Source organism: Hydrogenophaga sp. Root209, assembly GCF_001428625.1.
Classification (GTDB): domain Bacteria; phylum Pseudomonadota; class Gammaproteobacteria; order Burkholderiales; family Burkholderiaceae_C; genus Hydrogenophaga.
The window spans coordinates 195,618-221,827 of record NZ_LMIE01000022.1 but is presented as its reverse complement, the minus strand read 5'-3'; the positions used below and the strand labels follow the sequence as shown (position 1 = coordinate 221,827).

General features: G+C 63.7%; 29 protein-coding genes. 23 read left to right on the top strand and 6 right to left on the bottom strand.

The genetic code is table 11. The features are described 5' to 3' along the window. Nucleotides 1-163: 163 nt before the first annotated feature. Nucleotides 164-733, bottom strand: coding sequence for a hypothetical protein (locus tag ASE11_RS25860; protein WP_056271625.1), 570 nt, complete (start codon nucleotides 731-733; stop codon nucleotides 164-166). A gap of 174 nt (nucleotides 734-907) precedes the next feature. Here ASE11_RS25860 and xdhC point away from each other — a divergent pair, with 174 nt between their 5' ends. Both xdhC and ASE11_RS12565 read left to right on the top strand, forming a co-directional pair. Further along, nucleotides 908-1,768 carry a xanthine dehydrogenase accessory protein XdhC gene (gene xdhC, locus ASE11_RS12570; protein ID WP_056271621.1) on the top strand — a complete coding sequence of 287 codons (861 nt, stop codon included), beginning with the start codon at nucleotides 908-910 and terminating at the stop codon, nucleotides 1,766-1,768. A 140-nt stretch (nucleotides 1,769-1,908) separates the two neighbouring features. Then, nucleotides 1,909-3,105: a urate hydroxylase PuuD gene (locus tag ASE11_RS12565; protein WP_056271618.1), complete on the top strand. Its 1,197-nt coding sequence runs from the start codon at nucleotides 1,909-1,911 to the stop codon at nucleotides 3,103-3,105. Nucleotides 3,106-3,109: 4 nt separating this feature from the next. Here the strand turns inward: ASE11_RS12565 and ASE11_RS12560 are convergent, their stop codons facing one another. After that, nucleotides 3,110-4,801 carry an FAD-dependent oxidoreductase gene (locus ASE11_RS12560; RefSeq protein WP_056271614.1) on the bottom strand — a complete coding sequence of 564 codons (1,692 nt, stop codon included), beginning with the start codon at nucleotides 4,799-4,801 and terminating at the stop codon, nucleotides 3,110-3,112. Nucleotides 4,802-4,910: 109 nt separating this feature from the next. Between ASE11_RS12560 and ASE11_RS12555 the strand changes: the two genes are divergently transcribed. The 6 genes from ASE11_RS12555 to ASE11_RS12530 are packed head-to-tail and all read left to right on the top strand — an operon-like array spanning nucleotide 4,911 to nucleotide 9,401. Further along, the gene (locus ASE11_RS12555; protein ID WP_056271611.1) at nucleotides 4,911-5,354 is read left to right on the top strand and encodes a MarR family winged helix-turn-helix transcriptional regulator; all 444 of its coding nucleotides are present in this window, start codon (nucleotides 4,911-4,913) and stop codon (nucleotides 5,352-5,354) included. Between the two features lie 46 nt (nucleotides 5,355-5,400). Beyond that, complete coding sequence (locus tag ASE11_RS12550) at nucleotides 5,401-6,507, top strand: S-(hydroxymethyl)glutathione dehydrogenase/class III alcohol dehydrogenase (protein WP_056271607.1); 1,107 nt, start codon at nucleotides 5,401-5,403, stop codon at nucleotides 6,505-6,507. Continuing rightward, the gene (gene fghA, locus ASE11_RS12545) at nucleotides 6,507-7,352 is read left to right on the top strand and encodes an S-formylglutathione hydrolase (RefSeq protein ID WP_056271602.1); all 846 of its coding nucleotides are present in this window, start codon (nucleotides 6,507-6,509) and stop codon (nucleotides 7,350-7,352) included. Before ASE11_RS12550 ends, fghA begins: the two co-directional genes overlap by 1 nt. Before the next feature lie 4 nt (nucleotides 7,353-7,356). Next, nucleotides 7,357-8,016, top strand: a complete 660-nt coding sequence (locus ASE11_RS12540; RefSeq protein ID WP_056271599.1) for an HAD family hydrolase — start codon at nucleotides 7,357-7,359, stop codon at nucleotides 8,014-8,016. Between the two features lie 7 nt (nucleotides 8,017-8,023). Further along, complete coding sequence (locus ASE11_RS12535; RefSeq protein WP_156406336.1) at nucleotides 8,024-8,404, top strand: Rieske (2Fe-2S) protein; 381 nt, start codon at nucleotides 8,024-8,026, stop codon at nucleotides 8,402-8,404. 13 nt (nucleotides 8,405-8,417) lie between these two features. Further along, nucleotides 8,418-9,401, top strand: coding sequence for a S49 family peptidase (locus tag ASE11_RS12530; RefSeq protein ID WP_056271596.1), 984 nt, complete (start codon nucleotides 8,418-8,420; stop codon nucleotides 9,399-9,401). A gap of 95 nt (nucleotides 9,402-9,496) precedes the next feature. On the opposite strand, the gene galE is transcribed toward ASE11_RS12530, so the two are convergent. Together galE and ASE11_RS12520 are read right to left on the bottom strand one after the other, a co-directional pair. Beyond that, complete coding sequence (galE, locus tag ASE11_RS12525) at nucleotides 9,497-10,528, bottom strand: UDP-glucose 4-epimerase GalE (RefSeq protein WP_056271593.1); 1,032 nt, start codon at nucleotides 10,526-10,528, stop codon at nucleotides 9,497-9,499. Between the two features lie 9 nt (nucleotides 10,529-10,537). Further along, nucleotides 10,538-11,974 carry a mannose-1-phosphate guanylyltransferase/mannose-6-phosphate isomerase gene (locus tag ASE11_RS12520; RefSeq protein ID WP_056271590.1) on the bottom strand — a complete coding sequence of 479 codons (1,437 nt, stop codon included), beginning with the start codon at nucleotides 11,972-11,974 and terminating at the stop codon, nucleotides 10,538-10,540. 145 nt (nucleotides 11,975-12,119) lie between these two features. Between ASE11_RS12520 and galU the strand changes: the two genes are divergently transcribed. Then, nucleotides 12,120-13,004 carry a UTP--glucose-1-phosphate uridylyltransferase GalU gene (galU, locus tag ASE11_RS12515; RefSeq protein WP_056271586.1) on the top strand — a complete coding sequence of 295 codons (885 nt, stop codon included), beginning with the start codon at nucleotides 12,120-12,122 and terminating at the stop codon, nucleotides 13,002-13,004. A gap of 18 nt (nucleotides 13,005-13,022) precedes the next feature. Here the strand turns inward: galU and ASE11_RS12510 are convergent, their stop codons facing one another. Together ASE11_RS12510 and ASE11_RS12505 are read right to left on the bottom strand one after the other, a co-directional pair. After that, nucleotides 13,023-13,757 (bottom strand): SAM-dependent methyltransferase, encoded by a 735-nt coding sequence (locus ASE11_RS12510; protein WP_082585730.1) that lies wholly within the window; start codon nucleotides 13,755-13,757, stop codon nucleotides 13,023-13,025. Between the two features lie 59 nt (nucleotides 13,758-13,816). Then, a complete protein-coding gene (locus ASE11_RS12505; protein WP_056271580.1) occupies nucleotides 13,817-14,431 on the bottom strand; it encodes a Maf family protein in 615 nt (204 codons plus the stop codon). A 37-nt stretch (nucleotides 14,432-14,468) separates the two neighbouring features. Here ASE11_RS12505 and ASE11_RS12500 point away from each other — a divergent pair, with 37 nt between their 5' ends. The 14 genes from ASE11_RS12500 to ASE11_RS26625 all read left to right on the top strand — a co-directional run. Further along, a complete protein-coding gene (locus ASE11_RS12500) occupies nucleotides 14,469-15,035 on the top strand; it encodes a YceD family protein (RefSeq protein WP_056271576.1) in 567 nt (188 codons plus the stop codon). A gap of 144 nt (nucleotides 15,036-15,179) precedes the next feature. Then, complete coding sequence (rpmF, locus tag ASE11_RS12495; RefSeq protein WP_019575026.1) at nucleotides 15,180-15,362, top strand: 50S ribosomal protein L32; 183 nt, start codon at nucleotides 15,180-15,182, stop codon at nucleotides 15,360-15,362. Nucleotides 15,363-15,496: 134 nt separating this feature from the next. Next, nucleotides 15,497-16,558 carry a phosphate acyltransferase PlsX gene (plsX, locus tag ASE11_RS12490; RefSeq protein ID WP_056271572.1) on the top strand — a complete coding sequence of 354 codons (1,062 nt, stop codon included), beginning with the start codon at nucleotides 15,497-15,499 and terminating at the stop codon, nucleotides 16,556-16,558. Between the two features lie 19 nt (nucleotides 16,559-16,577). Further along, entirely contained in the window at nucleotides 16,578-17,555 is a 978-nt protein-coding gene (locus tag ASE11_RS12485; RefSeq protein WP_056271567.1) for a beta-ketoacyl-ACP synthase III, read from the top strand. 54 nt (nucleotides 17,556-17,609) lie between these two features. Further along, nucleotides 17,610-18,560, top strand: a complete 951-nt coding sequence (gene fabD, locus ASE11_RS12480; RefSeq protein ID WP_056271563.1) for an ACP S-malonyltransferase — start codon at nucleotides 17,610-17,612, stop codon at nucleotides 18,558-18,560. Between the two features lie 15 nt (nucleotides 18,561-18,575). Then, nucleotides 18,576-19,337, top strand: coding sequence for a 3-oxoacyl-ACP reductase FabG (fabG, locus tag ASE11_RS12475; RefSeq protein WP_056271559.1), 762 nt, complete (start codon nucleotides 18,576-18,578; stop codon nucleotides 19,335-19,337). Between the two features lie 123 nt (nucleotides 19,338-19,460). Next, nucleotides 19,461-19,700: an acyl carrier protein gene (gene acpP / locus ASE11_RS12470; RefSeq protein WP_056271556.1), complete on the top strand. Its 240-nt coding sequence runs from the start codon at nucleotides 19,461-19,463 to the stop codon at nucleotides 19,698-19,700. Nucleotides 19,701-19,792: 92 nt separating this feature from the next. After that, nucleotides 19,793-21,037, top strand: a complete 1,245-nt coding sequence (gene fabF, locus ASE11_RS12465) for a beta-ketoacyl-ACP synthase II (protein ID WP_056271553.1) — start codon at nucleotides 19,793-19,795, stop codon at nucleotides 21,035-21,037. 33 nt (nucleotides 21,038-21,070) lie between these two features. Further along, nucleotides 21,071-21,544 (top strand): hypothetical protein, encoded by a 474-nt coding sequence (locus ASE11_RS12460; protein WP_056271550.1) that lies wholly within the window; start codon nucleotides 21,071-21,073, stop codon nucleotides 21,542-21,544. A gap of 94 nt (nucleotides 21,545-21,638) precedes the next feature. Beyond that, nucleotides 21,639-22,277, top strand: a complete 639-nt coding sequence (rpoE, locus tag ASE11_RS12455) for an RNA polymerase sigma factor RpoE (protein ID WP_056271547.1) — start codon at nucleotides 21,639-21,641, stop codon at nucleotides 22,275-22,277. Nucleotides 22,278-22,337: 60 nt separating this feature from the next. Further along, nucleotides 22,338-23,063 carry a sigma-E factor negative regulatory protein gene (locus tag ASE11_RS12450; protein WP_056271544.1) on the top strand — a complete coding sequence of 242 codons (726 nt, stop codon included), beginning with the start codon at nucleotides 22,338-22,340 and terminating at the stop codon, nucleotides 23,061-23,063. A 120-nt stretch (nucleotides 23,064-23,183) separates the two neighbouring features. Further along, nucleotides 23,184-24,164 (top strand): MucB/RseB C-terminal domain-containing protein, encoded by a 981-nt coding sequence (locus ASE11_RS12445; protein WP_235501280.1) that lies wholly within the window; start codon nucleotides 23,184-23,186, stop codon nucleotides 24,162-24,164. Between the two features lie 117 nt (nucleotides 24,165-24,281). Then, nucleotides 24,282-25,772: a DegQ family serine endoprotease gene (locus ASE11_RS12440; RefSeq protein ID WP_082585704.1), complete on the top strand. Its 1,491-nt coding sequence runs from the start codon at nucleotides 24,282-24,284 to the stop codon at nucleotides 25,770-25,772. 142 nt (nucleotides 25,773-25,914) lie between these two features. Continuing rightward, on the top strand, nucleotides 25,915-26,210 hold a 296-nt coding region (locus ASE11_RS26625), incomplete at its 3' end, for a hypothetical protein (RefSeq protein ID WP_235501279.1).

Below are 26,210 nucleotides of genomic sequence, written 5' to 3'. Positions count from 1 at the left end.
ACGCGGTGCGGCCTGGCGAAGCCAGTTCCGCCGCGTTCTGGGTTCAGGCACTTTCTCCGGCGCGAACTGTCTCCCACGCCCAGGATGCGGTGGAACTGGCTCTGCCAGGCCACTCGCATCGCCCCCCTTGGGGGGTGACGCCGCAGGCGGCGCGGGGGGTGTATTACTTGCTGCGTTGCCCTTCGGTCAGCGTGTCGAGCTGGAAGTTGCCGCTCTTGTCCCAGAGCCAGATGTCGGTGTACGTCACGCCACCCATGCGCACCGGTGCCGGGAAGGGCGCGGCTGCGCGCACCGTGCGCTCGATTTCGCGCATGACGTCGGGCACGTGGCTCGGCGCACGCATCCAGTTCACGTTGCGCACATTGCCACGGCCATCCACTTCGACCTGCAGCACGCCCACCGCATGCATGAGCGGGGGCAACTGGCCTTTGTAGATGCGGTGGCCGTTGCGTTGGTAGATGTGCCGGGCACCGTCCTTGCGGTAGTCAAGCGGTGACACAGCGTTGGACACGATGTCGGGCGCAGGCAGTTCGGAGACGGGTGGCGGTGCGGGCGCCGGTGCCGGTGGGGGCGGCGGTGGGGGAGGCGGAGGCGGAGGCGGGGATGCGCACGAGGCGAGCAGTGTTGCGGTCAGCACGCCGATCCAGGCCCACGAGCCGCGGCTGGCGCGGTTGGATGTAACAGGCGCATCGGGCCGTGAAGCCTGTTGCGGTGCGGGTTCAATGTCTCTCATATGGGCTGGCCTGTTTGAACTGATCGGAACCCGGTGTGGCCACGTGTGCGCATACAAACGGGTGGATGGAATGTATTGTGGCTGGACTGCAAGGTTTCGCACAGTACGGTTGATACTGACGCGCCTGGTTTGACCTTACTTTTTCATACACATTCTTTGACTTCGACGCCACACATGCCCAGCGAACTTGAAACCTTTCTGCTGACTCTGGCGCATGTTCCCGCAGTGCTCATCACCGTTGAGCAAACACGGGGCTCCGTTCCTCGCGAAGCGGGTGCGTGGATGGCGGTCTTTGCGGACGCGACACGCGGCGAAGTGGGCACGATCGGCGGTGGGCATCTGGAGTGGAAAGCCATGCACCAGGCGCGCGAAGCGCTGGCTCGCCGGGCTGAGCAACCCGACGAAACCCCACAGGGCTGGCAAGAGCGCGTCACGCTCGGACCCAGTCTGGGCCAGTGCTGCGGCGGTTCTCTGGTGCTGCGCTTCGAGCCGGTGGATGCATCGCACGCCGAGGAACTGCGCGTCCGGCTGCGGCCCGCGCACACACCGCTGGCGCTGTTCGGCGGCGGCCATGTGGGACGCGCCATCGTGCAGGCGCTGGAGCCATTGCCGTTCGACGTGACCTGGATCGACAGCCGCGACGGCGTGTTTCCTTTGAGCCTGCCGGCGCAGGTGAGCACCGAACATTCCGACCCGGTGCACGCCGCCGTGCGCGACCTCCCCGCGGGCTCCTGCGTATTGATCATGAGCTTCTCGCACGCAGAAGACCTGGACGTGGTGGCGGCGTGCCTGCAGCGCCAGCGGGAGCGCAACGATCTGGTCTTCATTGGTTTGATCGGCAGCCGCACCAAGTGGGCGACCTTTGGCCATCGCCTCATGGAGCGCGGCTTTTCCGCGGAAGACCTGGGCCGCGTGACCTGCCCGATCGGCTTGCCGGGCATTGACAGCAAGGTGCCCGCGGTGATCGCGGCGTCGGTCGTGGCTCAGTTGTTGCTTGCCGTGGATGCCCATGCCCGCAGTTCAGAAACACCTTGATTGTCTCCAAAATGTGTATACACTTTGATGGCTTGGTCGCAGCGGAGCAGGTGAGCACCAGCCCACCCAATCGCGGCCCTCAGTCGACTCACAGCGCCCGCGGTGGTGAGTCGCAACCCTTGATGTTGCCTTGAGGTGCCATGGAAACCTACCTGCTCGATTGGGCCAATCTGCTGCTGCGCTGGCTGCACGTGATCGTGGCCATTGCCTGGATCGGCTCCTCGTTTTATTTCGTGTTCCTCGACAGCAGCCTCACGCCGCCTGAAGACGAACAGTTGAAGAAGGACGGCGTGAGCGGCGAGCTCTGGGCCGTGCACGGCGGAGGCTTCTACCACCCGGTGAAGTTCGCGGTCTCGCCGCCCCAACTGCCCGGGCACCTGCACTGGTTCTACTGGGAGAGCTATTCCACCTGGCTTTCGGGCTTTGCGCTGTTCCTCATTTCGTACCTGTGGAGCCCGAGCGTCTACCTGATCGATCCCAAGGTGTTCGTCTGGAGTCCGGCCGCCGCGATCGCCGGTGCGCTGGCTTTCCTGGTGGTGTTCTGGCTGCTGTACGACGCGATCTGCCGCACGCTGGGGCAGAAGGAGAACGGCGACGCCAAGGTCGGTGCGCTGGTGCTGGTGCTGGTGTGCGTGGCGGCCTGGCTGGCCACGCAGCTGTTTGCCGGGCGCGCGGCCTTCCTGCTCGTGGGCGCGATGATCGCCACCGCCATGAGCGCCAACGTGTTCTTCTGGATCATCCCGGGGCAGCGCACCGTGGTGGCCGACCTCAAGGCGGGGCGTCCGGTGGACCCCATCCACGGCCAGCGCGGCAAGCAGCGCAGCGTGCACAACACCTACTTCACGCTGCCGGTGCTGTTCGCCATGCTGAGCAACCACTACAGCTTTACCTACACCCATCCGCAGAACTGGCTGATCCTGATCGGCATGATGTTCGCGGGCGCGGCGATCCGGCAGTTCTTCGTCATGCGCCACGGCTTCAAGCTGGGCCGCAATGCGCATCCATGGCCTTACGCCGCCGTCGGTGTGGTGGTGTTGGTGGCGCTGATCGTCTGGCTCAAGCCCGCGCCGGTGCAGGCCGTGGCGGTGCCCGACACCGTGAGCTATGCGCAGCTCAAACCGGTGATCGAACAACGTTGCGTCATGTGCCACGGCGAGGCACTGCAGTCCAAGAACGTGCGGCTCGATTCACCTGAGGCGTTGCAGCAGCACGCGCAAGCGGTCTACCAGCAAGTGGTGGTGTCGCGCCTCATGCCCATGAACAACGCCACGGGCATCACCGATGAAGAGCGCGCGCTGGTGGCGCAATGGTTCAAGGGTGGCGCCAAGGTCGAGTGATGTGTCAGGGCATTGTTGGCGCAGCGGCGCCGACACAGGAGCCCAGGATCCACGCGGCGTTGCCTGCATCGGCCCCGCGCCAGGCAACGATCTGATCTGGCCGAATCAGCACCAGCGGGGCTTCGTACAAGGCCAGCAGATCCGGCGCGGCGTGACGGGTCACCCGCAGGTCCAGCGCCCGCTCCAGGGCGGCGCGCTCGAAAGCACCGGTGTCGGGCGGGTGCGGCCCCAATGCCAGCAGCGTCCACTCGAAGTTGAACGTGTCGTAGAGCGATCGACCGTCTTCCAGCCAGACGTGCGGAGGGCGTCCACCGGGGCAGGCCGTCGGCACGTATTCGTTGGGCTTGTCGGGTGGGGGTTTGGAGCCATCGGACACGATGATGGGCGATCCGTCGTAGCGGCCACCAAAGGTCACGCCCGGTATGTTGAACTCCAGTCGCACGTGCGTGTTGAGGTGCGCCGACGCGGCCTGTCGGGCGAGCTCACCGCCGGCCGTGTCCTGCTCCAGTTCTGCCGTGGCCTGGAACAGACCCACCGAGTCGGCAAAGTGCCGGGCATAGCCCGTGTTGCGTTCGGCCAGCGGCTTGCGCTCGGCCTCGTAGGTGTCCAGCAGTGAGGTGGGTGCGCAACCTTTGAGCACGTGAGCCAGTTTCCAGCCCAGGTTGACGGCATCCTCCACGGCGGTGTTGTAGCCCAGACCACCCGTCGGCGTGAACAGATGGGCAGCATCACCACCCAGGAACACGCGGCCCTTCTGGAATCTCTCGGCCACCAGCGCGTGACCGGCCGTCCACGTCAGCAAGGACAAGACCTCGATGGGGAGCTCGCGGCCCATGGCTTCAGAAAAAATGCGTCTGGCGTCGTCTTCCGTCCAGGCGTCGGCATCTTCGCCCTCGTGGACGGCGGCATGAAAGGCAAATTCGCTCTGGCCGTCGACCGACGCCATGAACGCGCGCCGCTGCGCGTTCACGGACACGTACATCCAGGCCCGGTCATGCGGAAACGCTTCGTAGAAGGCGGGGGCGCGGCAGTACACGGCAAACATCTTGCCGCCCATGAACGCCCGTTTGAAGCCTGTCGCACCACCGTAACCGATGTTGAGCCGTTGGCGCACCGAACTGCGCGCACCGTCCACACCCACCAGATAGCGTGCCCTCACGGTGCGGGCATCCGTTTCGTCCACGGTGGTGATGTGTGCCTCAACATCGGTTCCCCAGTCGGTGAACTGCCGGAGCTGCCAGCCATGCCGGATCTCGATGCTCGGCCAACCGCAGGCGTGGCGCAGCAGGGTGGCTTCGACGAACTTTTGCGACACGCGGTGGGGCAGCTCTGCTGCACTCCACGAGCCGTCGAGACCCTTGATGGTTGTTGCAGCCTGCCCCGCCGTGGGCAGGCGAAGCCGGGCCAGCTCGTGGTCCGCAAAGCGGGTGAAGTACGCGATGTCGGTCGGGTGGTCAGCAGGCAGCCCCTGAGCCCGGATCTCGTCGGCAAAACCATGTCGCCGGAAATGTTCCATGGTGCGTGCCTGCGTCGCATTGGCCTGCGGGTTGAATGCGGTTCCGGGCTTGGGCTCCACCAGCAAGGCGCGCACGCCGCGTCGCCCGAGTTCATTGGCCAGCATGAGACCGCAGGGCCCGCCGCCAGCAATCAGCACATCGGTATGAATGTCTTCCTTCGGAACGACCGCCGGGCTCATCGATAATTCTCCAGCCATGTCGGTTATTTACTTAGGTTGCCTAAATACTTTGAGTGTACCGAAAAACAGATCGCCGTCCAGGGCGCGCCGTGCGTCCGACGCCTGGCGCATGCACAACGCAGGACGTGTGCTGGGCAATGCGCTCACGCGCTTCGAGGCACGGGTACTGGACTTGATGGTTCAGGCTGGCCACGGCCAGACACGGCTTCCCCACATCAACCTCACTCGACACCTCGACCTCAAAGGCACCCGCATCACGGTGCTGGCACAGCGCGCGAACATGACGAATGCAGCGATGACGGAGCTGATCGACCAATGTGAAAGCCTGGGCCTGGTGGTTCGCATGGCCGATCCCTCGGACAAGCGGGTGCGTATCGTGAATTTCACCGAGGCGGGCCGTTTGTGGCTGGCCGCGTTCTCCAAAGCATTGAAGAAGGCGGAACGGGAGCTGATGGACGAAATTGGCGATGACGCGGCTGCCGCACTGTTCGATGCTCTGGCAAGGTATGCCGGCGTGGTGGAATCCATCGGTCCCCAGGGCAGCGCCAACTGATCTGCGGTACTCTCGACAGAGACCTCATCAACCCATCGAAGACACCATGAAAACGCAAGCCGCCGTCGCCTGGAAAGCAGGCCAGCCTCTCACCATTGAAACCGTGGATCTGGAAGGCCCGAAGTTCGGCGAAGTGCTGGTGGAGATCAAGGCCACCGGCATCTGCCACACCGACTACTACACGCTCTCGGGCGCCGATCCCGAAGGCATCTTCCCCGCCATCCTGGGCCACGAAGGCGCGGGCATCGTGGTGGATGTGGGCCCAGGCGTGACCTCGCTCAAGAAGGGCGACCATGTCATCCCGCTCTACACGCCCGAATGCCGCCAGTGCAAGTTCTGCCTGAGCCGCAAGACCAATTTGTGCCAGCTCATCCGCGGCACGCAAGGCAAGGGTTTGATGCCTGACGCCACCAGCCGCTTCAGCCTGGACGGCAAGCCCATCTTTCATTACATGGGCACCAGCACCTTCAGCAACTACACCGTGGCGCCCGAGATCTCGCTGGCCAAGATCCGTGAAGACGCACCGTTCGACAAGGTCTGCTACATCGGCTGCGGCGTGACCACCGGCATCGGCGCGGTGATCTTCTCGGCCAAGGTGGAAGCGGGCGCCAACGTGGTCGTGTTCGGCCTGGGCGGCATTGGCCTGAACGTGATCCAGGGTGCGAAGATGGTGGGCGCCGACAAGATCATCGGTGTCGACCTCAACCCCGCGCGCGAAGCCATGGCCCGCAAGTTCGGCATGACGCACTTCATCAACCCGAAGGAAGTGCCCAATGTGGTGGATGCGATCGTCCAACTCACCGACGGCGGTGCCGACTACAGCTTCGAGTGCATCGGCAACACCAAGGTGATGCGCGACGCGCTGGAGTGCACGCACAAGGGCTGGGGTCGCAGCATCATCATCGGCGTGGCCGAGGCCGGCGCCGAAATCAGCACGCGCCCCTTCCAGCTGGTCACTGGCCGCAAGTGGGAAGGCTCGGCCTTCGGCGGCGCGCGCGGGCGCACCGACGTGCCCAAGATCGTCGACTGGTACATGGAAGGCAAGATCAACATCGACGACCTGATCACCCACAAGCTGCGTCTGGACCAGATCAACGAAGGCTTCGACCTGATGAAGCGCGGCGAATCCATCCGCGCCGTGGTGGAGTTCTGATGAGCCTGGAGACGCTCAGCGAGCACCGCTGCTTTGGTGGCGTGCAGGGCTTTTACCGGCATGCATCCACCGAGATCGGCCTGCCGATGAAGTTCGGCGTTTTCGTGCCGCCACAGGCCGTTCATGGCCCGGTGCCGGTGTTGTTCTTCCTGGCGGGCCTGACCTGCACCGAGGAAACGTTTGCCATCAAGGCCGGCGCGCAGCGCATGGCGGCCGAGCTCGGCTTGATGATCGTCACGCCCGACACCAGTCCGCGCGACACCGGCATCGACGGTGCCAGCGCCGCCTGGGATTTCGGCCACGGCGCCGGCTTCTACCTGGACGCGACCGAGGCGCCCTGGGCGAAGCACTTCCGCATGGAGAGCTGGATCACGCAGGAGCTGCGTGCTCTGGTACTGGCGAACTTCGCGGCGAAACCCGATCGTGTTGGCATCTTCGGCCACTCCATGGGCGGCCACGGCGCGCTCACGCTGGCTTTGCGACACCCGGGGCTGTACCAGAGTGTCTCAGCCTTCGCACCGATCGCCGCGCCCGGCCAGTGCCCCTGGGGTGACAAGGCGTTCACCGGTTACCTGGGTACCGACCGTTCGGCCTGGGCCGCGCACGACGCCACCGAACTGGTGAAGGCCGGCCACAAGGCGCCGCCCCTGCTGATCGACCAGGGCCTGGGCGACACCTTCCTCGCCGTGCAGCTGCATCCGCACCTGCTGCAGGCCGCGTGCGTGGACGCTGACCAGCCGCTCGTGTTGCGCAGCCACCCGGGCTATGACCACGGCTACTACTTCATTGCCAGCTTTGTCGAAGATCATCTGCGCCACCACGCGCAGGCTCTGGCGGGTCACTGACACCATGCGTGCTCGCCAATTCGACCTCATCGCCTTCGACTGGGACGGCACCCTGTTCGATTCCACCGCGCTCATCGCCCGCTGCATCCAGCTGGCCGTGACCGACGTGGGAGGCACACCGCCCACCACCCAGGCCGCCAGTTACGTGATCGGCATGGGCTTGATGCAGGCACTGGCCCACGCCGCGCCCGACGTGCCCGCCGAGAAATACCCGCAGCTCGGCGAGCGCTACCGCCATCACTACATGGCGCGACAGCATGATCTCAGCCTGTTCGAGGGCGTGCTGCCGCTGCTCGCCGAGCTCAAGCACCGCCAGCATTGGCTGACGGTGGCCACGGGCAAGAGCCGCCGCGGTCTCGACGAGGTGTTGCGCACGGTGGAACTCGCTGGCGTGTTCGACGGTTCGCGCACGGCCGACGAAACCGCCGGCAAGCCCCACCCGTTGATGCTCAACGAGCTGATGCACGAGTTCAGTGTGACGCCTGAGCGCACGCTCATGATCGGTGACACCACGCACGACCTGCAGATGGCGCTGAACGCGGGCTGTGCGAGCGTGGGTGTGAGCTATGGCGCGCACGTGCCCGACGCCTTCCACGAACTCAAGCCCTTGCATGTGGCGCATTCGGTGCGCGAACTGCACGACTGGCTCACCGAGCACGCCTGAGGCCACCATGACGCCACTGCCCGACGACCCGGTCCACCCGCTGTGCAACAGCCGTGATCTGGTCGACGGGGGGAGGGCGGTCTCGTTCGATGTGAACTACGCGGGCCAGACCTGTCGAGCTTTTGCGGTGCGTTACCAGGGCCAGCCGCACGCCTATCTGAACCGCTGCGCGCACGTGGCGATGGAACTCGACTGGCAGCCCGACCGCTTTTTCGACGACACGGGTCGTTGGCTTATGTGCGCCACGCACGGAGCGGTATATGAGCCTTCAACAGGGGAATGCCGGGGCGGACCTTGCCGCGGCGGGCTGTTCAAGATCGAACTGCTGGAGCTCGATGGGGTGATCCACTGGCGGTCACAATACCACCTCAAACCCGTTGAATTCTGAGAACACACGCACCATGAACGACGACAACCTGGGCTCGGCCAATTCCGCTGGCAACGACCGCAACAACGGCGGGGCCTGGGAGCGCGCCACGCTGGAAAAACTGGTGTTCGCCACCATCCGCGAGCAACAGGCGGCACGCCGCTGGAAGATGTTCACCCGCTTCATGTGGCTGGCCATCCTGGGCGCCATCGTCTGGCTGATCTACTCCAGCGATGGCGTGGTATCGACCACCAGCACACCGCACACCGCGGTGGTGGAAATCAAGGGGGAAATCGCCTCGGGCGCTGAAGCCAGCGCGGAGAACGTGGTCGCTGCGTTGCGCTCTGCTTTTGACGACGAAGGCGCACAGGCGGTGGTGCTGCTGATCAATTCACCCGGCGGCAGCCCGGTGCAGGCCGGCATCATCAACGACGAGATCACGCGCCTGAAGGGCCTGCACGAGAAAAAGGTCTATGCGGTGGTTGAAGAAACCTGCGCATCGGCGGCGTACTACATCGCGGCGGCGGCCGACGACATCTATGTGGACAAGGCCAGTCTGGTCGGCAGCATCGGTGTCCTGATGGACGGCTTTGGCTTCACCGGATTGATGGAAAAACTGGGCATCGAGCGCCGCCTCATGACGGCGGGTGCCAACAAGGGGCTGCTCGATCCGTTCAGCCCACAGGACGAATCGCAGCGCCTGTTCATGCAGAACCTGCTGGGTGAAATCCATGCGCAGTTCATCGAAGTGGTGAAAAAAGGCCGTGGCGAGCGCCTCAAGGAAACGCCCGACACCTTCAGCGGCCTGGTCTGGAACGGCCAGCAAGCCGTCGCGCTGGGCCTGGCCGATGGTCTGGGAAACCTCGACTACGTGGCGCGCGAGATCGTCAAGGCCGAGGAGCTGGTGGACTACACGCGCCGCGAAAACGTGGGTCTGCGGCTGGCCAAGCGTTTCGGTGCGAGCGTGGGCGAAGGCATGTTCCTCGCAGCCCGCGCCGCAGGCGTTCAATTGAGGTAACCCCCCGCGCCGCCTTCGGCGTCACCCCCTGCAGGGGGCGCACCTGGCGGCCCGGCAGAGCCGGTTCCGCGGGTGCCCTGGAAAAATCACCGCGGCTAACTTCTGTAGCCGCTGGGGTTGGCGCTCTGCCAGCGCCAGGCATCGGCACACATGTCGTCCAGCGTGTGCAAGGCCTGCCAGCCGAGCAGCCGCAGCGCCAGCGCGGGGTCGGCCCAGCACTGCGCCACATCGCCCGCGCGGCGCGGCGCTACGCGGTAGGGTACGGGGTTGCCGCTGGCGGCCTCAAACGCCTTCACCACGTCGAGCACGCTGTGGCCGCGGCCTGTGCCCAGGTTCACCGTGAAACTCTCTCCACGACCCAGCAACGCCTTGATGGCGGCCACATGGCCGGCGGCCAGGTCTTGCACGTGGATGTAGTCGCGCACGCCGGTGCCATCGGGCGTTGGGTAGTCGTTGCCGTAGACATTGAGGTGTTCGCGCTGGCCCACGGCCACCTGGGCCACGTAGGGCATGAGGTTGTTGGGAATGCCCGCGGGGTCTTCGCCGATGAGTCCGCTGGGGTGTGCGCCGACCGGATTGAAGTAGCGCAGCACGCCCACCCGCCAGGCCGGGTTGGCCGCGCCCAGCGCCGAGAGCATGTCCTCGATCACCAGCTTGCTGTGCCCGTATGGGTTGGTGTGGCTGCGCGGAAAATCTTCGGTGATGGGTACGGTGGCCGGGTCGCCGTACACCGTGGCGCTGCTGGAAAACACCAGCGTTGGCGCCGTGCCGGGGTCGTCGGCGTGTGCGGTTTCCATGGCGCGCAGCAGGCTCACCGCGCCACCAATGTTGTTGTGGAAATACTTGAGTGGCAGCGCCACGCTCTCGCCCACTGCCTTGTCGCCAGCAAAATGCACCACGCCCGCCGGCTGGTGGCGGCGCAACACATCTTCCACCCAAGGCGTGTCCAGCACATCGCCGTGTTCGAGCACCATCCGCCTGCCGGTGATCGTGGCCAGGCGCTCCATCACCACCGGATGGCTGTTGGCGAAGTTGTCCAGAATGACCGGATCGAACCCGGCCGCGACCAGGGCCACCGCAGTGTGGCTGCCGATGTAGCCGGCGCCGCCGGTTAGCAGGATCTTCATGTCGGGTTCTCAGGGTTTGGCGGCGTCGGGCTGGCGGCCGTATTTGTCTTCCAGGCGAACGATGTCGTCTTCACCCAGGTAACTGCCGGACTGCACCTCGATCATCTCCAGCGGCAGCTTGCCGGGGTTGTGCAGACGATGCACCTCGCCAATGGGGATGTAGGTGGACTGGTTCTCGGACAGCAGATAGACCTCTTGTCCACGCGTGACCTCGGCCGTACCCTTGACGACGATCCAGTGTTCGGCGCGGTGGTGGTGCTTTTGCAGGCTCAGGGAGGCGCCGGGTTTGACGCCAATGCGCTTGACCTGGAACCGCTCGCCCATGTCGACGCTGTCGTACCAGCCCCAGGGGCGCGCCACGCGGCGGTGCAGGGCGGCCTGCGGCACCTGCAACCGCGAGAGATGCGCGACCACGTCCTTGACCTGTTCCGCGTGGTCCCGCTGCGCGACCAGCAAGGCATCGGGCGTGTCGATGATCAACAGGTCTCGCGTGCCCAGGGCCACCACGGTGCGGCCGGGTGCGTGGATGAAGGTATTGCTCGCGTGCAGGGCGTGGCCTTGTCCGGTGATGCGGTTGCCGTCGTCGTCGGCCGGGCTGAGGTCGGCCACAGCGTTCCAACTGCCGACATCGCTCCACTGGCCTTGGAAAGGCACCACGGCCACATCGGCGTGGTGCTCCATGACGGCGTAGTCGATGCTCTGCGAGCGGCAGGCCAGGAACGGCACGGCGTCCGGTCGCACGAAATGGATTTGACCCACGGTGTCCTGCTTCGGACTGGCCATGGCCAGGCGGCAGGATTGAAGGATGTCGTCGGCGTACTGGCCGAGCGCGGTCAGCAGCGTGCTGGCGCGAGCCAGGAAGATGCCGGCGTTCCACAGCACGTTGCCCTGCAGCAGCAAGGCCTGCGCGGCCGCAGGGGCAGGCTTTTCGATGAAGCGCGCCACGCGGCGGCTGCCGTCGGCTCGGGCATCGCCTTGCTCGATGTAACCATAGGCCGTGCTCGGGAAACTGGGCACCACACCAAAGGTGACGATGGCACCGGCCTGCGCCGCCGGAACACCCTGACGGATCGTGTGTGCAAAAGCCGCGACATCCGGAATGTGGTGATCGGACGGGCAGAACAGCAGCAGCGGGTCGGCATCGGGAGGGCTGGCGGCGAGCAGCGCGGCCAGTGCCATGGCCGCAGCCGTGTTGCGCGCGGCGGGCTCCAGCAGCACCTGGCCCGCCGTTCCTTGCGATTCCATCGCATCGGCCACCAGGAAGCGGTGGTCTTCCGAGGCCACGCACACGGGTGGATTGCCACACCAGGCCAGGCGCGCGAGCGTGAGTTGCAGCAGGCTCTGGTCACCCACCAGGGGCACGAATTGTTTGGGGAAACTCTGGCGGCTCAGTGGCCACAGGCGGGTGCCGGAGCCTCCGCAAAGAATGACGGGGGTGATGCTCATGCGCTGCAGTGTTTGGGTTGGGCGGTGAGGACGATGAGGCCGCCTCGATGCTGGGGGCAGTGTAGCCTTTCAACGTATTTTTACATCTGACCGTGGCCGTGGAAGGCTATCCTTCGTGCACGACACCACAACGCAAAGTGAGAGCATGAAAATTCGCAAAGCCGTTTTCCCCGTGGGTGGCCTGGGCACCCGATTCCTTCCCGCCACCAAAGCCATTCCAAAAGAAATGCTGCCGGTGGTGGACAAGCCCTTGATCCAGTACGCGGTGGAGGAAGCTTATGCCGCCGGCATCCGCGAAATGATCTTCGTGACCGGCCGACACAAACGGGCCATTGAAGATCACTTCGACACCGCCTATGAACTGGAGATGGAGCTCGAAGCGGCCGGCAAGTCGGCTCTGCTCGAACTGGTGCACTCCATCAAACCCGACGACATGGACTGCGTGTATGTGCGCCAACCCCGCGCGCTCGGTCTGGGTCACGCGGTGCTGTGCGCCGAGCGGCTGGTGGGCGATGAACCGTTTGCCGTGCTGCTGGCCGATGACTTGATGATGGGATCCCGCCAAAGCGAGGGTGGCCCGACCGTGTTGCAGCAGATGGTGCAGGCGTACGAATCCAGCCCCGGCACCGTGCTGGCCGTGCAGGACGTGCCGCGAGCGGATACCCGGCGCTATGGTGTGGTCGATGTGCATGGCGTGAGCTCGGCATTGGCCGAGGTGTTTGCCATGGTCGAGAAGCCCGCGCCCGACGTGGCGCCGTCCACCCTGGCCGTGGCTGGCCGCTACGTCCTCACGCCCGCGGTGTTCGAGAGCATTCGGCGTCAGCCGCGCGGCGCGGGTGGCGAGATCCAGCTCACCGACGGCATTGCCGCCTTGATTGGCATCGAGAAGGTGCAGGCGTTCCGGTACGACGGCACACGTTACGACTGCGGCAGCAAAGAGGGTTTTCTGGAGGCGACGATCGATCTGGCACTGGCCAATACCGATCTCGGCGCGTCTGTGCGCGCCCACCTCAAACGTGTGATGGGCTGAACACTGCGGGGGATCGCCTCAGCGACCGAAAAGAAACACCGCTGGCGTGTCCAGTGGCAGTCCGTTGACCATGCCCTGGGTGCGTTTCCACTCACTCACCAACGCGCTGCGGCTTACCTGCTGCGGCAGCGACATCGCGCAGCACACGGCCAGCCGGGTGTGCGGATGCAGCGTCTGCAGGAGCGCTTGCAACAACGTGGTGTTGCGGTAGGGCGTCTCGATCAGTATCTGAGTCTGTCCAGTCTTCAGGGCCAGAGCTTCCAGTTCGCGCAGGCGCTTGCCCCGCTCCGTGGCCTCTTGCGGCACATAGCCGACAAACGCGAAGTTCTGCCCGTTCAGACCGCTGGACGCCAGTGCCAGCATCAGTGATATTGGGCCCGTGAGCGGCACCACCCTCAATCCCATCGCGTGCGCAGCGCGCACCACCGCACTGCCCGGGTCGGCGATGGCCGGCATGCCGGCTTCACTCACCAGGCCGATGTCGTGGCCTTGCAGGGCTGGTGCCAGCAGATCGCGCGCCTGGGCGTCACTCTCGGCCTGCGGGTTGTGGTCACCCTTCTTGTGCGCAGCACGGGGCAGTTCGGTGATGTGTTGACCCTGCATCGGCGCCGCGATACCCGCTGCCGTCTCCACACGCTTCAGGAAAGCACGGGTGCTCTTGGCGTTCTCCGTGATCCAGTGGGTCAGGCTGCTGGCCACCAACATCGTCTCCCGGGGCAGCCAGGTGTCTGCCGGCGCGGCGTCCAGTGCCATGCCGAAATCCAGTGGCGTGGGTACCAGGTACAGCACGCCCGTTCGGGGTTGCCTGCCGCTCACGGCACATGTACGCCGGCGGCGCGGATCATGCGACAGGTGCGGATCAAGGGCAGGCCCACAAGTGCTGTGGGGTCGTCGTTGTCGATGCGCTCCAGCAGCGCAATGCCCAAGCCTTCACTCTTGGCGCTGCCGGCGCAGTCGTAAGGTTGCTCAGCCCGCAGGTAGCGCTCGATCTCGGCGTCGCTGAGTTTGCGGAACACCACGCGTACCGAGGCGATGTCGCATTGCTCGAATCCCGTGGCCGCACAAACCACGGCCAGCGCGGTCTGAAACACCACCGTTTCGCCGCGCAGCCGTTTGAGTTGTGCCACCGCTCGCTCGTGCGTGCCAGGTTTGCCCAGCGGCTCGCCGCGCAGATCTGCCACCTGGTCGCTGCCGATCACCACGGCCTGCGGATGGCGCTGCGCCACTTCGCGCGCTTTGGCCAACGCCAGCCGCACCGCCAGGTCGGCGGGGTTTTCGCCCGAACGCGGGGTTTCGTCGACATCCGGCGCCACAGCCTCGAAGGGCAATTTCAAGCGCGACAGCAGTTCGTGCCGGTAGCGGGACGTGGAGCCCAGTATGAGAGGGCGCGAGGCCGGAGGTGTTGCGCTTGGGCGATCGGAGGTCATCCCGCTATTCTCCTTGCATTCTCTTAAACTGACCCATATGAAACCCACCCCCAAGACAGCCTGGAGCCCCGATCGGCTGGATGTGCGCGCATTTGCCCAGGCCGGCGCCAGTTTGAAAGCCCAAGATTCCATGTCGCGTTTCGAGCGCCTCCAAGCCGAAGCTCACCTGGAAGACGGTGCACCAGCGCTGGGCTGCGTGAACTGGCAGGCCCAGGGCGAAATGCGCCCCGGGGCTTCCGGCGGTGCCCCGGCCGTCTGGTTGCACCTGGAGGCCAGCGCCCGGGTGCCCCTGATTTGTCAGCGCTGCCTGGGTCCGGTTGAAACGTCCCTGTCGGTGGACCGCTGGTTCCGCTTTGTCGCCGACGAGGCCACCGCGGCCGCGGAAGACGACGATTGCGAAGAAGACCTGCTGGCGCTGGAGCCACGTCCCAGGCTCTACGATGTGCTGGAAGACGAACTGCTGATGGAATTGCCGCTGGTGCCGCTGCACGAAACCTGTCCAGTCCCTGTGGTCATGAGCACATCCGATCCCATGACAGGGCTGGAGGACGGTGAGCCCGAGCGCAAGAACCCGTTCGCCGGGCTGGCCAAGCTCAAGAAGTAGGCTCTTTGAGCAGCCCCGACAAGGAGGTGGCTGCAGGCCCAGGCTTCGGGCTATAATGCTTGGCTTTGCGCTGGCATCCAAAGGCACACCGATGTGCATGGTTCAGGCGCACCCGTTTGACCCTACCGATTTCAGGAGCCCACCATGGCTGTTCAGCAAAACAAAAAGTCCCCCTCCAAGCGCGGCATGCACCGTTCGCACAACGCCCTGAACGTGCCGGGCATTGCTGTGGAACCCACCACCGGCGAAATCCACCTGCGTCATCACATCAGCCCCAACGGTTTCTACCGTGGCCGCCAGGTGTTGAAGAACAAATCCGAAGCCTGACGTGACGGTTCGCCGTTGGCCCTGCTGCGTCATGCGCTCGGGGCCGGGCGGGCTCGACAGGCACAGGCCCGCATGATCCATGCGGGCTTTTTTCATGGACGGGGCATCTTGCGTGCCCGCCTCAGGAAGTTGAGATGATCACCATTGCCGTGGATTGCATGGGTGGAGACGTCGGCCCGGGCGTGACGATGCCCGCCTGCCAGGCCTTTCTTGCCAGTCACCCGCAGGCCCAACTGTTGTTGGTGGGCAAACCCGAGGTGTTCCGGGCATGGCCACAGTTGCTCAACAACGTCCGCTGCACGGTGGTGTCGGCCACAGAGGTTGTCGGGATGGACGATCCGCTGGAGATAGCGCTTCGCCGCAAAAAAGACTCGTCCATGCGAATTGCCATCAATCAGGTCAAGGACGGCCATGCGCAGGCGGTGGTCTCGGCCGGCAACACCGGTGCCTTGATGGCAATTGCCCGCTATGTGCTCAAGACCATGGATGGTATCGACCGACCTGCAATTGCCACGCAAATGCCCAATGCCCGCGGTGGTGCCACAACCGTTCTGGACCTGGGCGCCAACGTCGATTGCTCGGCCGAACACCTTCTGCAGTTCGCCGTGATGGGTTCGGCCCTGGTGGCAGCCGCCTCCGGTCGCCCGGAGCCCAGCGTCGGGTTGCTGAATGTGGGTGAGGAGGTCATCAAAGGCAGTGAGGTGATAAAAAAAGCGGGTGTTTTGCTGCGAAATGCAGCCAACACCGGCGATCTCAACTTTTTTGGCAATGTTGAGGGTGATGACATTTTCAAGGGGACGACCGACATTGTTGTTTGCGACGGTTTTGTGGGCAATGTTGCGCTGAAGGCCAGCGAAGGCTTGGCCTCCATGATCAGCGGCTTCATACGCGAAGAGTTTTCAAGCAGCATTTTCCGAAAAATGGCGGCGATTGTTGCCTATCCGGTTTTAAAGTCGTTTAAAAATCGCGTAGACCATCGCAGGTACAACGGAGCTGCCTTGCTCGGCCTGCAAGGGCTGGTGTTCAAGAGTCACGGCTCCGCAGATGCTTTTGCGTTCGAGCATGCCTTGAGGCGGGCTTATGATGCGGCCCACAACCAGCTGCTGGACAACGTGCGTGATCGCATCGCACATGCCAAGCAACTGATCTCGCCAGAGTCGCTGCCCAGCGAGCTCAAGAGCATCCCGACACTTTGATCCGCCCGATCCGCTTCGCATGACCCGCTTTGCCCGCATCACCGGCACCGGCAGTTGCCTGCCGCCCAACCGCCTGACCAACGCCGACATGGTTGACATGTTGGCCAAGCGCGGTGTGGAAACCAGCGACGACTGGATCGTCGAGCGCACCGGCATCCGCGCGCGGCATTTCGCCGCTGACGGCGTGTTTGCCAGCGATCTGGCCGCCGTGGCCTGCCGCGACGCCATAGCCGCCGCAGGCGTGCAGCCGGCAGACATTGATCTCATCATCGTGGCCACGTCGACGCCTGACATGGTCTTTCCCTCCACCGCGGCGCTTCTGCAGCACAAACTGGGCATGGCGGGTTGTCCGGTGTTCGATGTGCAGGCGGTCTGCAGTGGGTTCATCTACGCGCTGACCGTGGCCGACGCCCTGATCCAGTCGGGTACGGCCCACAAGGCGCTCGTGGTCGGCTCCGAAGTGTTCAGCCGCATCCTGGATTTCAATGACCGCACGACCTGCGTGTTGTTCGGTGACGGTGCGGGCGCCGTGGTGCTCGAAGCGTCTGATGTGCCCGGTATTCTCGCCACCGACATCCATGCCGATGGCAAGCACTCGGGCATCCTGTGTGTGCCCGGGCATGTGTCGGGTGGCGCAATTCTGGGCGACCCTTTGCTCAAGATGGACGGCCAAGCGGTGTTCAAGCTGGCCGTTGGCGTGCTCGAAGACACCGCGCGAGCCGTGCTCGCCAAGGCGGGCCGAACAGCCGAAGATGTCGACTGGCTCATTCCTCACCAGGCGAACATCCGCATCATGCAAAGCACGGCACGCAAGCTCAAGCTGCCCATGGACAAGGTGGTGGTGACCGTCGATCAGCATGGCAATACGTCAGCAGCCTCGATTCCGCTGGCGCTGGACCATGCCGTGCGCAAGGGGCAGGTGAAGCGGGGTGACACCTTGATGCTTGAAGGGGTGGGCGGCGGCTTCACCTGGGGCGCTGTGCTGCTGGACTTCTGAGCTCGGTGGCCTCTGAGCCAAGGCTTCTCCCGCACAAGACCAATTGAAGATCACATGAAGAATTTCGCGTTTGTATTTCCAGGCCAGGGCTCCCAATCTGTGGGCATGCTCGACGCCTGGGGCGACCATCCCGAGGTGCTGGGCACCCTCGCCGAAGCATCGGATGCGCTGGGCGAAAACATGGGCAAGCTGATTCACGAAGGCCCCAAGGAATTGCTGTCCCTGACCACCAATACCCAGCCGGTGATGCTGGTTGCGGGCGTGGCCGCATGGCGCGTTTGGCGCGCCGAGGGTGGTGCGTTGCCGTCCGTGCTGGCTGGACACTCACTGGGTGAATACGCCGCGTTGGTTGCATCTGGCGTGTTGACGCTGGCCCAGGCAGCGCCGCTGGTGCGATTTCGCGCGACTGCCATGCAGGAAGCGGTGCCTGTCGGCACCGGGGCCATGGCCGCCATCCTGGGCATGGAGGCGCAACGTGTCATCGCCGGCTGTGCCGAGGCGCAAGCCACGTTTGGCGCGGGCAGTGTTGAAGTGGTTGAGGCCGTGAACTTCAACGATCCCGCCCAGACCGTGATTGCCGGCAGCAAGGCAGCGGTGGACAAGGCCTGCGAGGTGCTCAAGACAAATGGTGCCAAGCGCGCGCTGCTGTTGCCGGTGTCGGCGCCTTTCCATTCCAGCCTCATGAAGCCGGCGGCAGAGCGGTTGAGGGAGATGTTGGCGAATACCGCATTTGCCCCATCGCAGATTCCCGTGATCAACAACATCGACGTGGCCGAGGAAACCGACGCCGACCTCATCCGCGACGCGTTGTACCGCCAGGCCTTCGGCCCGGTGCGCTGGGTCGAATGTGTGCAGGCCATCAAGGCGCGTGGCATTGACACGATCATCGAGAGCGGCCCGGGCAAGGTGCTCGCCGGCATGGTCAAACGCATCGACACCGAACTCACAGGCGCGGCCCTGTACGACCCGGCCACGCTGGCCGATGTCAAAACCTTGTTGGCCTGAGGCCCGGAGCACACCATGTCTGAAGTGAAGTTTGCAGGTCAGGTGGCGCTCGTCACCGGGGCCTCGCGCGGCATCGGTGCCGCCATTGCTCACGAGCTCGCTGCACGCGGCCTGATCGTGATCGGTACCGCCACCAGCGACGAGGGTGCCGCCAAGATCACCACCAGTCTGGCCGGTGTTCCCGGGGTTGCTGCGGGGTGCCGTGGCGCGAAGCTGGATGTGAACGATGCGGCCTTGGCTGAGCTGCTGATCGATGAGATCGTCAAGACCCACGGCGGTCTGCAGGTGCTGGTGAACAACGCCGGCATCACCCGTGACATGCTGGCCATGCGCCTGAAGGACGACGACTGGGATGCCGTGCTGGACACCAACCTCAAAGCCGTTTTTCGCATGAGCCGGGCTGTGATTCGACCGATGATGAAGCAGCGCTACGGTCGCATCATCAGCATCACCAGCGTGGTCGGCGCCTCGGGCAATGCAGGCCAGGCCAACTATGCAGCCGCCAAGGCCGGCGTGGCGGGCATGACACGTGCGCTGGCGCGTGAACTAGGCAGCCGCAACATCACGGTGAATTGCGTGGCGCCAGGTTTCATCGAAACAGACATGACCGCGGCGCTGCCCGAAGAGCAGCAAAAGGCTTTGTTGGGCCAGATTCCACTCGGGCATCTGGGCAAACCAGCCGACATCGCGCATGCGGTGGCTTACCTGGCCGGCCCACAGGCGTCTTACGTCACGGGCCAGGAGTTGCACGTCAATGGCGGCATGTTCATGTCCTGACGAGGTCATCCGCTTTCAATTTTGTTGAATCGCCGCGCCAGCCGCCCGGCGGGCCATCTGGGGAGACCTCCCTAGCCCGGCTAAAATGGCGGCCTTGTATTTCAACCACCCTCAGAGGGACTTATGAGCGATATCGAAGCACGTGTTAAGAAAATCATTGCCGAACAACTCGGCGTGGAAGAGGGTCAGGTCACCAACGAGAAAGCTTTCGTGGCCGATCTCGGCGCCGATTCCCTGGACACGGTCGAACTGGTGATGGCTCTCGAGGACGAATTCGGTATCGAAATCCCCGACGAAGACGCCGAGAAGATCACGACGGTGCAAAACGCCATCGAATACGCAACGGCCCACCAGAAGGCCTGATTGTCCATTTGCAAACGCTTGATCGTCGCCCGGCCCGCACGTCCATCAGACGCCGCGTCCGAGGTGCGCGACACAGGGCGTGGGGGAATTGAATGAGCCGTCGTCGCGTTGTCGTGACCGGTCTGGGCTGTATCAGCCCCGTGGGCAACACGGTGGCAGACGCTTGGACCAATCTCCTGGCCGGACGTTCCGGCATTGATCTCATCACCCGGTTTGACGCATCCAACTTCGCCTGCAAGATCGCAGGCGAAGTGAAGGGCTTCGATTTGGAGTCCTACATGAGCGCCAAAGAGGCGCGCACGATGGACAGCTTCATCCATTACGGAATTGCAGCGGCTCACCAGGCCGTCGTTGACTCGGGACTGCCCTTGGGTGATGCGCTGGATGAAGAGACCGCCATCCGCATCGGTTGCATCATCGGTTCGGGTATCGGCGGGCTTCCGCTCATCGAAAACATGCACGCCGAGCTGGTGAGTCGCGGCCCGCGCCGCATCTCGCCCTTTTTTGTGCCTGCTTCGATCATCAACATGATCGCCGGCCACGTCTCCATTCGATACGGCTTCAAGGGCCCGAACCTGGCGGTGGTCACCGCATGCACGACGGGTTTGCATTGCATCGGCGAGGCCGCGCGCAAGATCGAATACGGCGATGCCGACGTGATCGTTGCAGGTGGCTCGGAGGCCACTGTGTCGCCCTTGGGTGTCGGGGGCTTCGCCGCGATGCGGGCGGTATCGACGCGCAACGACGACCCCGCAACTGCCTCTCGTCCATGGGACAAGGACAGGGACGGTTTCGTGCTGGGTGAAGGTGCCGGGGTCATGGTGCTGGAAGAGTACGAGTTCGCCAAGGCACGCGGCGCGCGAATCTATGCCGAGCTTTCGGGCTACGGCATGAGCGCCGATGCCGGCCACATGACGGCGCCCAGCATGGATGGCCCTCGGCGCGCCATGGTCAATGCACTGCGCAATGCAGGCTTGAACGCCGATCAGGTGGATTACCTCAACGCGCACGGCACCTCGACGCCTCTGGGAGATCTGAACGAAACAAATGCCATCAAGGCGGCCCTGGGTGACCATGCGCACAAGGTGGTGGTGAACTCCACCAAGTCCATGACTGGTCACTTGCTGGGTGGAGCCGGCGGCATCGAGAGTGTGTTCACTGTGCTCGCACTGCATCATCAAAAGAGCCCGCCGACCATCAACATCTTCAACCAGGATCCGGAATGCGACCTGGACTACTGCGCCAACACGGCGCGAGACATGAAGATCGACGTTGCGCTGAAGAACAACTTTGGCTTTGGCGGCACCAACGGCTCACTGGTTTTCAAGCGCGTTTGAACCCAACGATCGCTTCTATCCTGAGAAACCTCCATGTACAACGCCCCATCCGTGGTCTACCCGGTGGGGCGTTGCGCCTTTTATGCCTTGCTGCTGACGATCATCGGCTTGGTGAGTGCGGCGGTGGGGACCTTGTTCCTGTTCGGGCTTGCTCAGCGGTTGGATCATTCTTCGAGGTGGACCGCTGTGCTGCCCTGCTTGCTGTTGTGGATGGCTTGGGCTGCGGTCGCTGTCACGGGTTGGCTGCGGTCACCACAAGGAAACCTGGAGTGGAACTCAAATGCGGCGCTCGACGAGGGCGAGGCAGGCGTGTGGCTTTGGAGCGACCTGTCCAGTTTCGAGCCTGTAGCACTGATCCATATGGAGTGGGTGCTGGATCTTCAAGACAGGATTCTGCTGCGCTTTCGGTCAGTCAACACGGGCCAGCGCTGGATCTGGCTGGAGAGACGCAGCCATCCGGCGCGTTGGAACGACCTTCGCCGCGCCCTTGTTTCGAGTCGCGCCTGAGGAGCGCCTGCCCCCATTGGACCGAGGCCCGCATGGCAGGTCTTGGAGCACGCCCAGTCCTCCGTTCGACCCCTTGGGTTATATTTCCGCGCGCATGACACCCGAAGATCACACAGCCCCGCCGCCCGACAGCGATGTCATGTTGGTGCAGCGCACGCTGGGCGGCGAGCAGCGCGCATTCGAGTTGCTCGTCATCAAGTACCAGCGCCGAGTCGAGCGGCTCATTGGCCGCATGGTGCGCGATTCCGACTTGGTGCAGGACATCGCGCAGGAAACGTTCATCCGCGCGTACCGTGCCCTGGCGCAGTTCCGGGGCGACGCCCAGTTCTACACATGGCTCTACCGCATTGCGGTCAACACGGCCAAGAAGCAACTGATGGAGCTCAAGCGTGATCCCTTGATTTTTCAGTCGCAGATGAAATCCTCGGATGACGATGAAACTTCCTCGTCAGAACGCGAACTAAATTTCAATGCTGCCGATACCGAGACGCCCGAAGCGGTGTTGGCCAGCAAGGAGATCGCCCAGGCGGTCAATGCGGCCATGGATGCGTTGCCCGAAGAGTTGCGCATGGCGATTACCTTGCGGGAAATTGAGGGCATGAGTTACGAGGAAATAGCGCAGGCGCTGGAATGTCCGATCGGAACAGTTCGCTCGCGGATATTCCGGGCCCGCGAGGCGATTTCGGGGCGCATCAAGCCCATGCTGGAGCGCCAGACGGGTAAGCGCTGGTAACGGCGCAGCAATCGAATGACACAAGCTCGGCCGATTGCATTGCAAACGGGGAAACGAATCATGAATGCCGCACAACATCACAACCAGTCGCCAGATGAAAACGCCGCAGCCCTGACGGACGGCGCCGACAACGATCTCGCCATGTCGGCGCTGGTTGATGGGGAACTCCTTGCATCGGAGCTGGGCCGTTTGCTGGCTTCCCTTGACGTGTCAACCGAAACCATGTCGGACTGGCATGCTTATCAGGTGATCGGGGATGTTCTCCGTGGACATGAAGATCCCATGGGTTCCACTTCGACCAGCGATTTCCTGGCCGCGGTCAGACGTGGTCTGCAAACACAGGACATCGAAGTGGATGCCACGCCCCTGCGACCTGCAGAGGTGATTGCTGTCAGCGCCGCAAATCGCCGCAGCGAAGCCGCCAACGATGCCGTCTTTCGGTGGAAGCTGGTGGCAGGGCTTTCCTCCATCGCAGCCGTGATGGCTGTGAGCTGGAGTGTGTTGGTTGGATCGGGGGGCGTGCTGGATGGCTCTGCGGGCGCTCAACTGGCGTTGACTTCGCCTGGCACTGATTCGATGCCCTCCCTGCAGCCCACGACGGCGGCAACCGCCGCTGTGCCTTCGACCGCCACGCCGGTGGCGGTCAGCACCGATAGGGGCGTTTTGATCCGCGATGCCCAGCTCGAAGCATTGCTGGCCGAGCACCGCCAGCATGGTGGTATGTCGGCCCTGCAAATGCCTTCCGGCTTCATTCGCAACGCAACGTACGACGCGGCGGGGCGCTGAATTGCCATGACGCCACACCTGTTTGACGCCAGACCCGTCGCGCCTGTTTTTGCAGATGCCTCGTTCATGCACATCCCACGCAGTCTTTCTCGCCGTGGCCGTTGGCGCCCGGTGGGAGCCATGGCCTTGTTGGCCGCGGGGCTGCTGTTGGGCGGTCCCTTGCAGGCACAGGTCAGCCCGGGCGCCCAAAACGGGACGCGGACCGTCAATGAGTGGCTCACCCGCATGCACGAGGCTTCGCGACAACGGGCCTACACCGGCACGCTGGTGGTGTCGGCAGGACCCGCCATGTCCGCTTCGAAGATCTGGCATGTGTGCGACGGTACCCAGCAAATGGAGCGCATCGACACGCTGACGGGTGCGCCTCGCACGACCATTCGCCGCAACAACGACGTCATCACGTTCGAGCCAGAGACCAAGACGGCGTTTGTCGAAAAGCGCGAATCGCTGGGCCTGTTCCCCGAGTTGCTGCGCACACCGGGCAACCTGATTCCACAGTTCTATTCGGCGCGCGAGACCGGTGTGCAACGCGTGGCGGGGCACTTGGCCGACATGGTTGAAATCCTGCCCAGAGATGAGCTCAGGTTCGGCTATCGCATCTGGTCCGAACGGCAGACGGGTCTGGTGGTGAAGCTGCAGACGCTGGGTGAGCAAGGGGCCGTGCTGGAGCAAATGGCGTTCTCCGAACTTCACCTGGATGCTTCGGTCAGCATGGACAAGCTTCAGCGACTGATGAAGGACACGCGTGGCTATGAAGTACACAAACCGGTGCTGAAGAAGACCACGGCTGAAGCTGAGGGATGGCGGTTGAAAGAAGCTGTGCCCGGATTCGCCGCCATGAGTTGCCACACCCGCGACACCGGTGCCGCCCAGGCGCCTGGCACAGCACCGATGCAATGGGTGTTCTCCGATGGCCTGGCCTCGGTGTCCCTGTTTGTCGAACCCTTCGATCCGCAACGGCATGGGCAGGAAAAGGCGGCTGCGGTCGGCGCAACGCACTCTGTCAGCAAGCGGGTTGGCGACCATTGGCTGACGGTGCTGGGCGAGGTTCCTCCGTCGACACTGCGCCGTTTTGCCCTTGCGTTGGAGCGGACTCGGTAAACCTGCCACGCTTGTTTTTGTCTGGTGAAGCCGCATCTGCGCGAGGTTTTATTTGAGTCCTGCGCTGCGGCTGCACGCTGCTCAGTTCTGCCATTTGCGTTTGTGTAAAGGATCACCATGACGTACCTGAAACGTACTCAACAACCCCTGCTGGCACTGGCCGCAATCGGGACGGCATTGCTCATGCTGCACCCCTCTCTTTCAGCGCAGACGGTGGTTCCCGTGACGCCTGCGGCGAGTGTGCGAGGCCTGCCGGACTTCACCGATCTGGTCGATCTGGTCGGTCCATCCGTGGTCAATATCCGCACATTGGAGCGCGCCGCAGCTGTTCGCCCTGGCGCTGGAGGTGCGCCCGACGAACAGATGCTCGAATTCTTCAAGCGTTTCGGCATTCCGGTGCCGCCCGGCATGACGCCGCGCACACCCAGACAGGAGCGGGGACCGTCGGAGGATGCACAGCCGCGCGGGGTAGGTTCCGGCTTCATCCTGAGCGCCGATGGTCTGATCATGACCAACGCCCATGTGGTGGAGGGGGCCGACGAGTTGCTTGTGACCTTGCCCGACAACCGCGAATTCAAAGCGAAGGTGGTGGGTGCCGACAAACGCACCGATGTGGCCGTCGTGAAGATCGAGGTCACCGGCCTGGCGCCAGTGAAGATTGGCGATGTGAACCGGCTGCGGGTGGGCGAGTGGGTGATGGCCATCGGCTCACCGTTTGGGCTCGAGAACACCGTGACCGCCGGCATCGTGAGCGCCAAGCAGCGCGACACGGGCGACTTCCTGCCGTTCATCCAGACGGACGTGGCGATCAACCCGGGCAACTCGGGCGGTCCGCTGATCAACATGCGGGGCGAGGTGATCGGCATCAACAGCCAGATCTATTCGCGCTCGGGTGGTTTTCAGGGCATCTCGTTCGCCATTCCGATCGACGAGGCGGTGCGCGTGTCCGATCAGCTCAAGACCTCCGGGCGCGTGACGCGAGGGCGCATTGGCGTGCAGATCGACCAGGTGAGCAAGGAGGTGGCCGAGTCGCTCGGGCTTGGTGGCCCGAAGGGTGCGTTGGTGCGGGGTGTGGAGCCCGATTCGCCCGCTGCGAAAGCGGGCGTCGAGCCCGGCGACATCATTTTGAAGTTCGATGGCAAGACCATTGAGAAGTCGGTGGACTTGCCGCGCTTTGTGGGCAACACCAAGCCGGGCAACAAGAGCGCCATGACCGTCTTGCGGCGTGGGGCCCAGAAGGAACTGACCATCACGGTGGCGGAGCTTGAGCCCGAAAAGCCAGAGGTGAAAGCCGCAGCACCCGAGCCCACCAAGCCCCAGGCGAGCAATGCCGTGCAGTCGCTGGGCCTTGGCCTGGCTGAGTTGACCGCCGCCGAAAAGAAGGAACTCAACCTCAAGGGTGGTGTGCGCATCGCATCGGCCGAGGGGCCTGCAGCGCGTGCAGGTTTGCGCGAGGGCGACGTCATCGTGGCCATCGCCAACACGGAGACCGCGAGCTTGAAAGACATGGAAACCGCGCTGACCAAGATCGACAAGTCACGCCCTGTGAATGTGCTGTTCCGTCGCGGTGAGTGGGCGCAATACGCGGTGATCCGCCCGCAGCGCTGAGACCGCCTCGGCCCGACCGCTGGTCGGAGGCTCCAAATACCCTCAGACCCTTTGCGAGCTGGGGGTTTTTTCTGGGGGTGGCCGATTCGCCACAGTGCGTGGAGTCAAGTGATCGTGCACCGGATGGAAGATTTGTTAGTGGATGCTCACTATCGATGATCTTGTGTTGACCGATTTCGCTAAAATGGGCCTGTTTTTAGAGAAATTCCTGCGCCGAGGTGCTGCATTGACCCACGATGTGGGAGTGGCCTCGGAAGTCCCCAGGTCGTCCACAGTCGGTCCACAAGTTTTCCCGTTGTCTTGTGGATATGCTGTGCATAAAGTTCACGTTGCTGCGTCGCAACAAGGGGCTGTCGGTGGTTCTGTGGTGTGCATTCCGGGCTTTTTGCCTACAATGAAACCCCAACTATCGCAGTTGCCATTGATTGTTGGTTACGG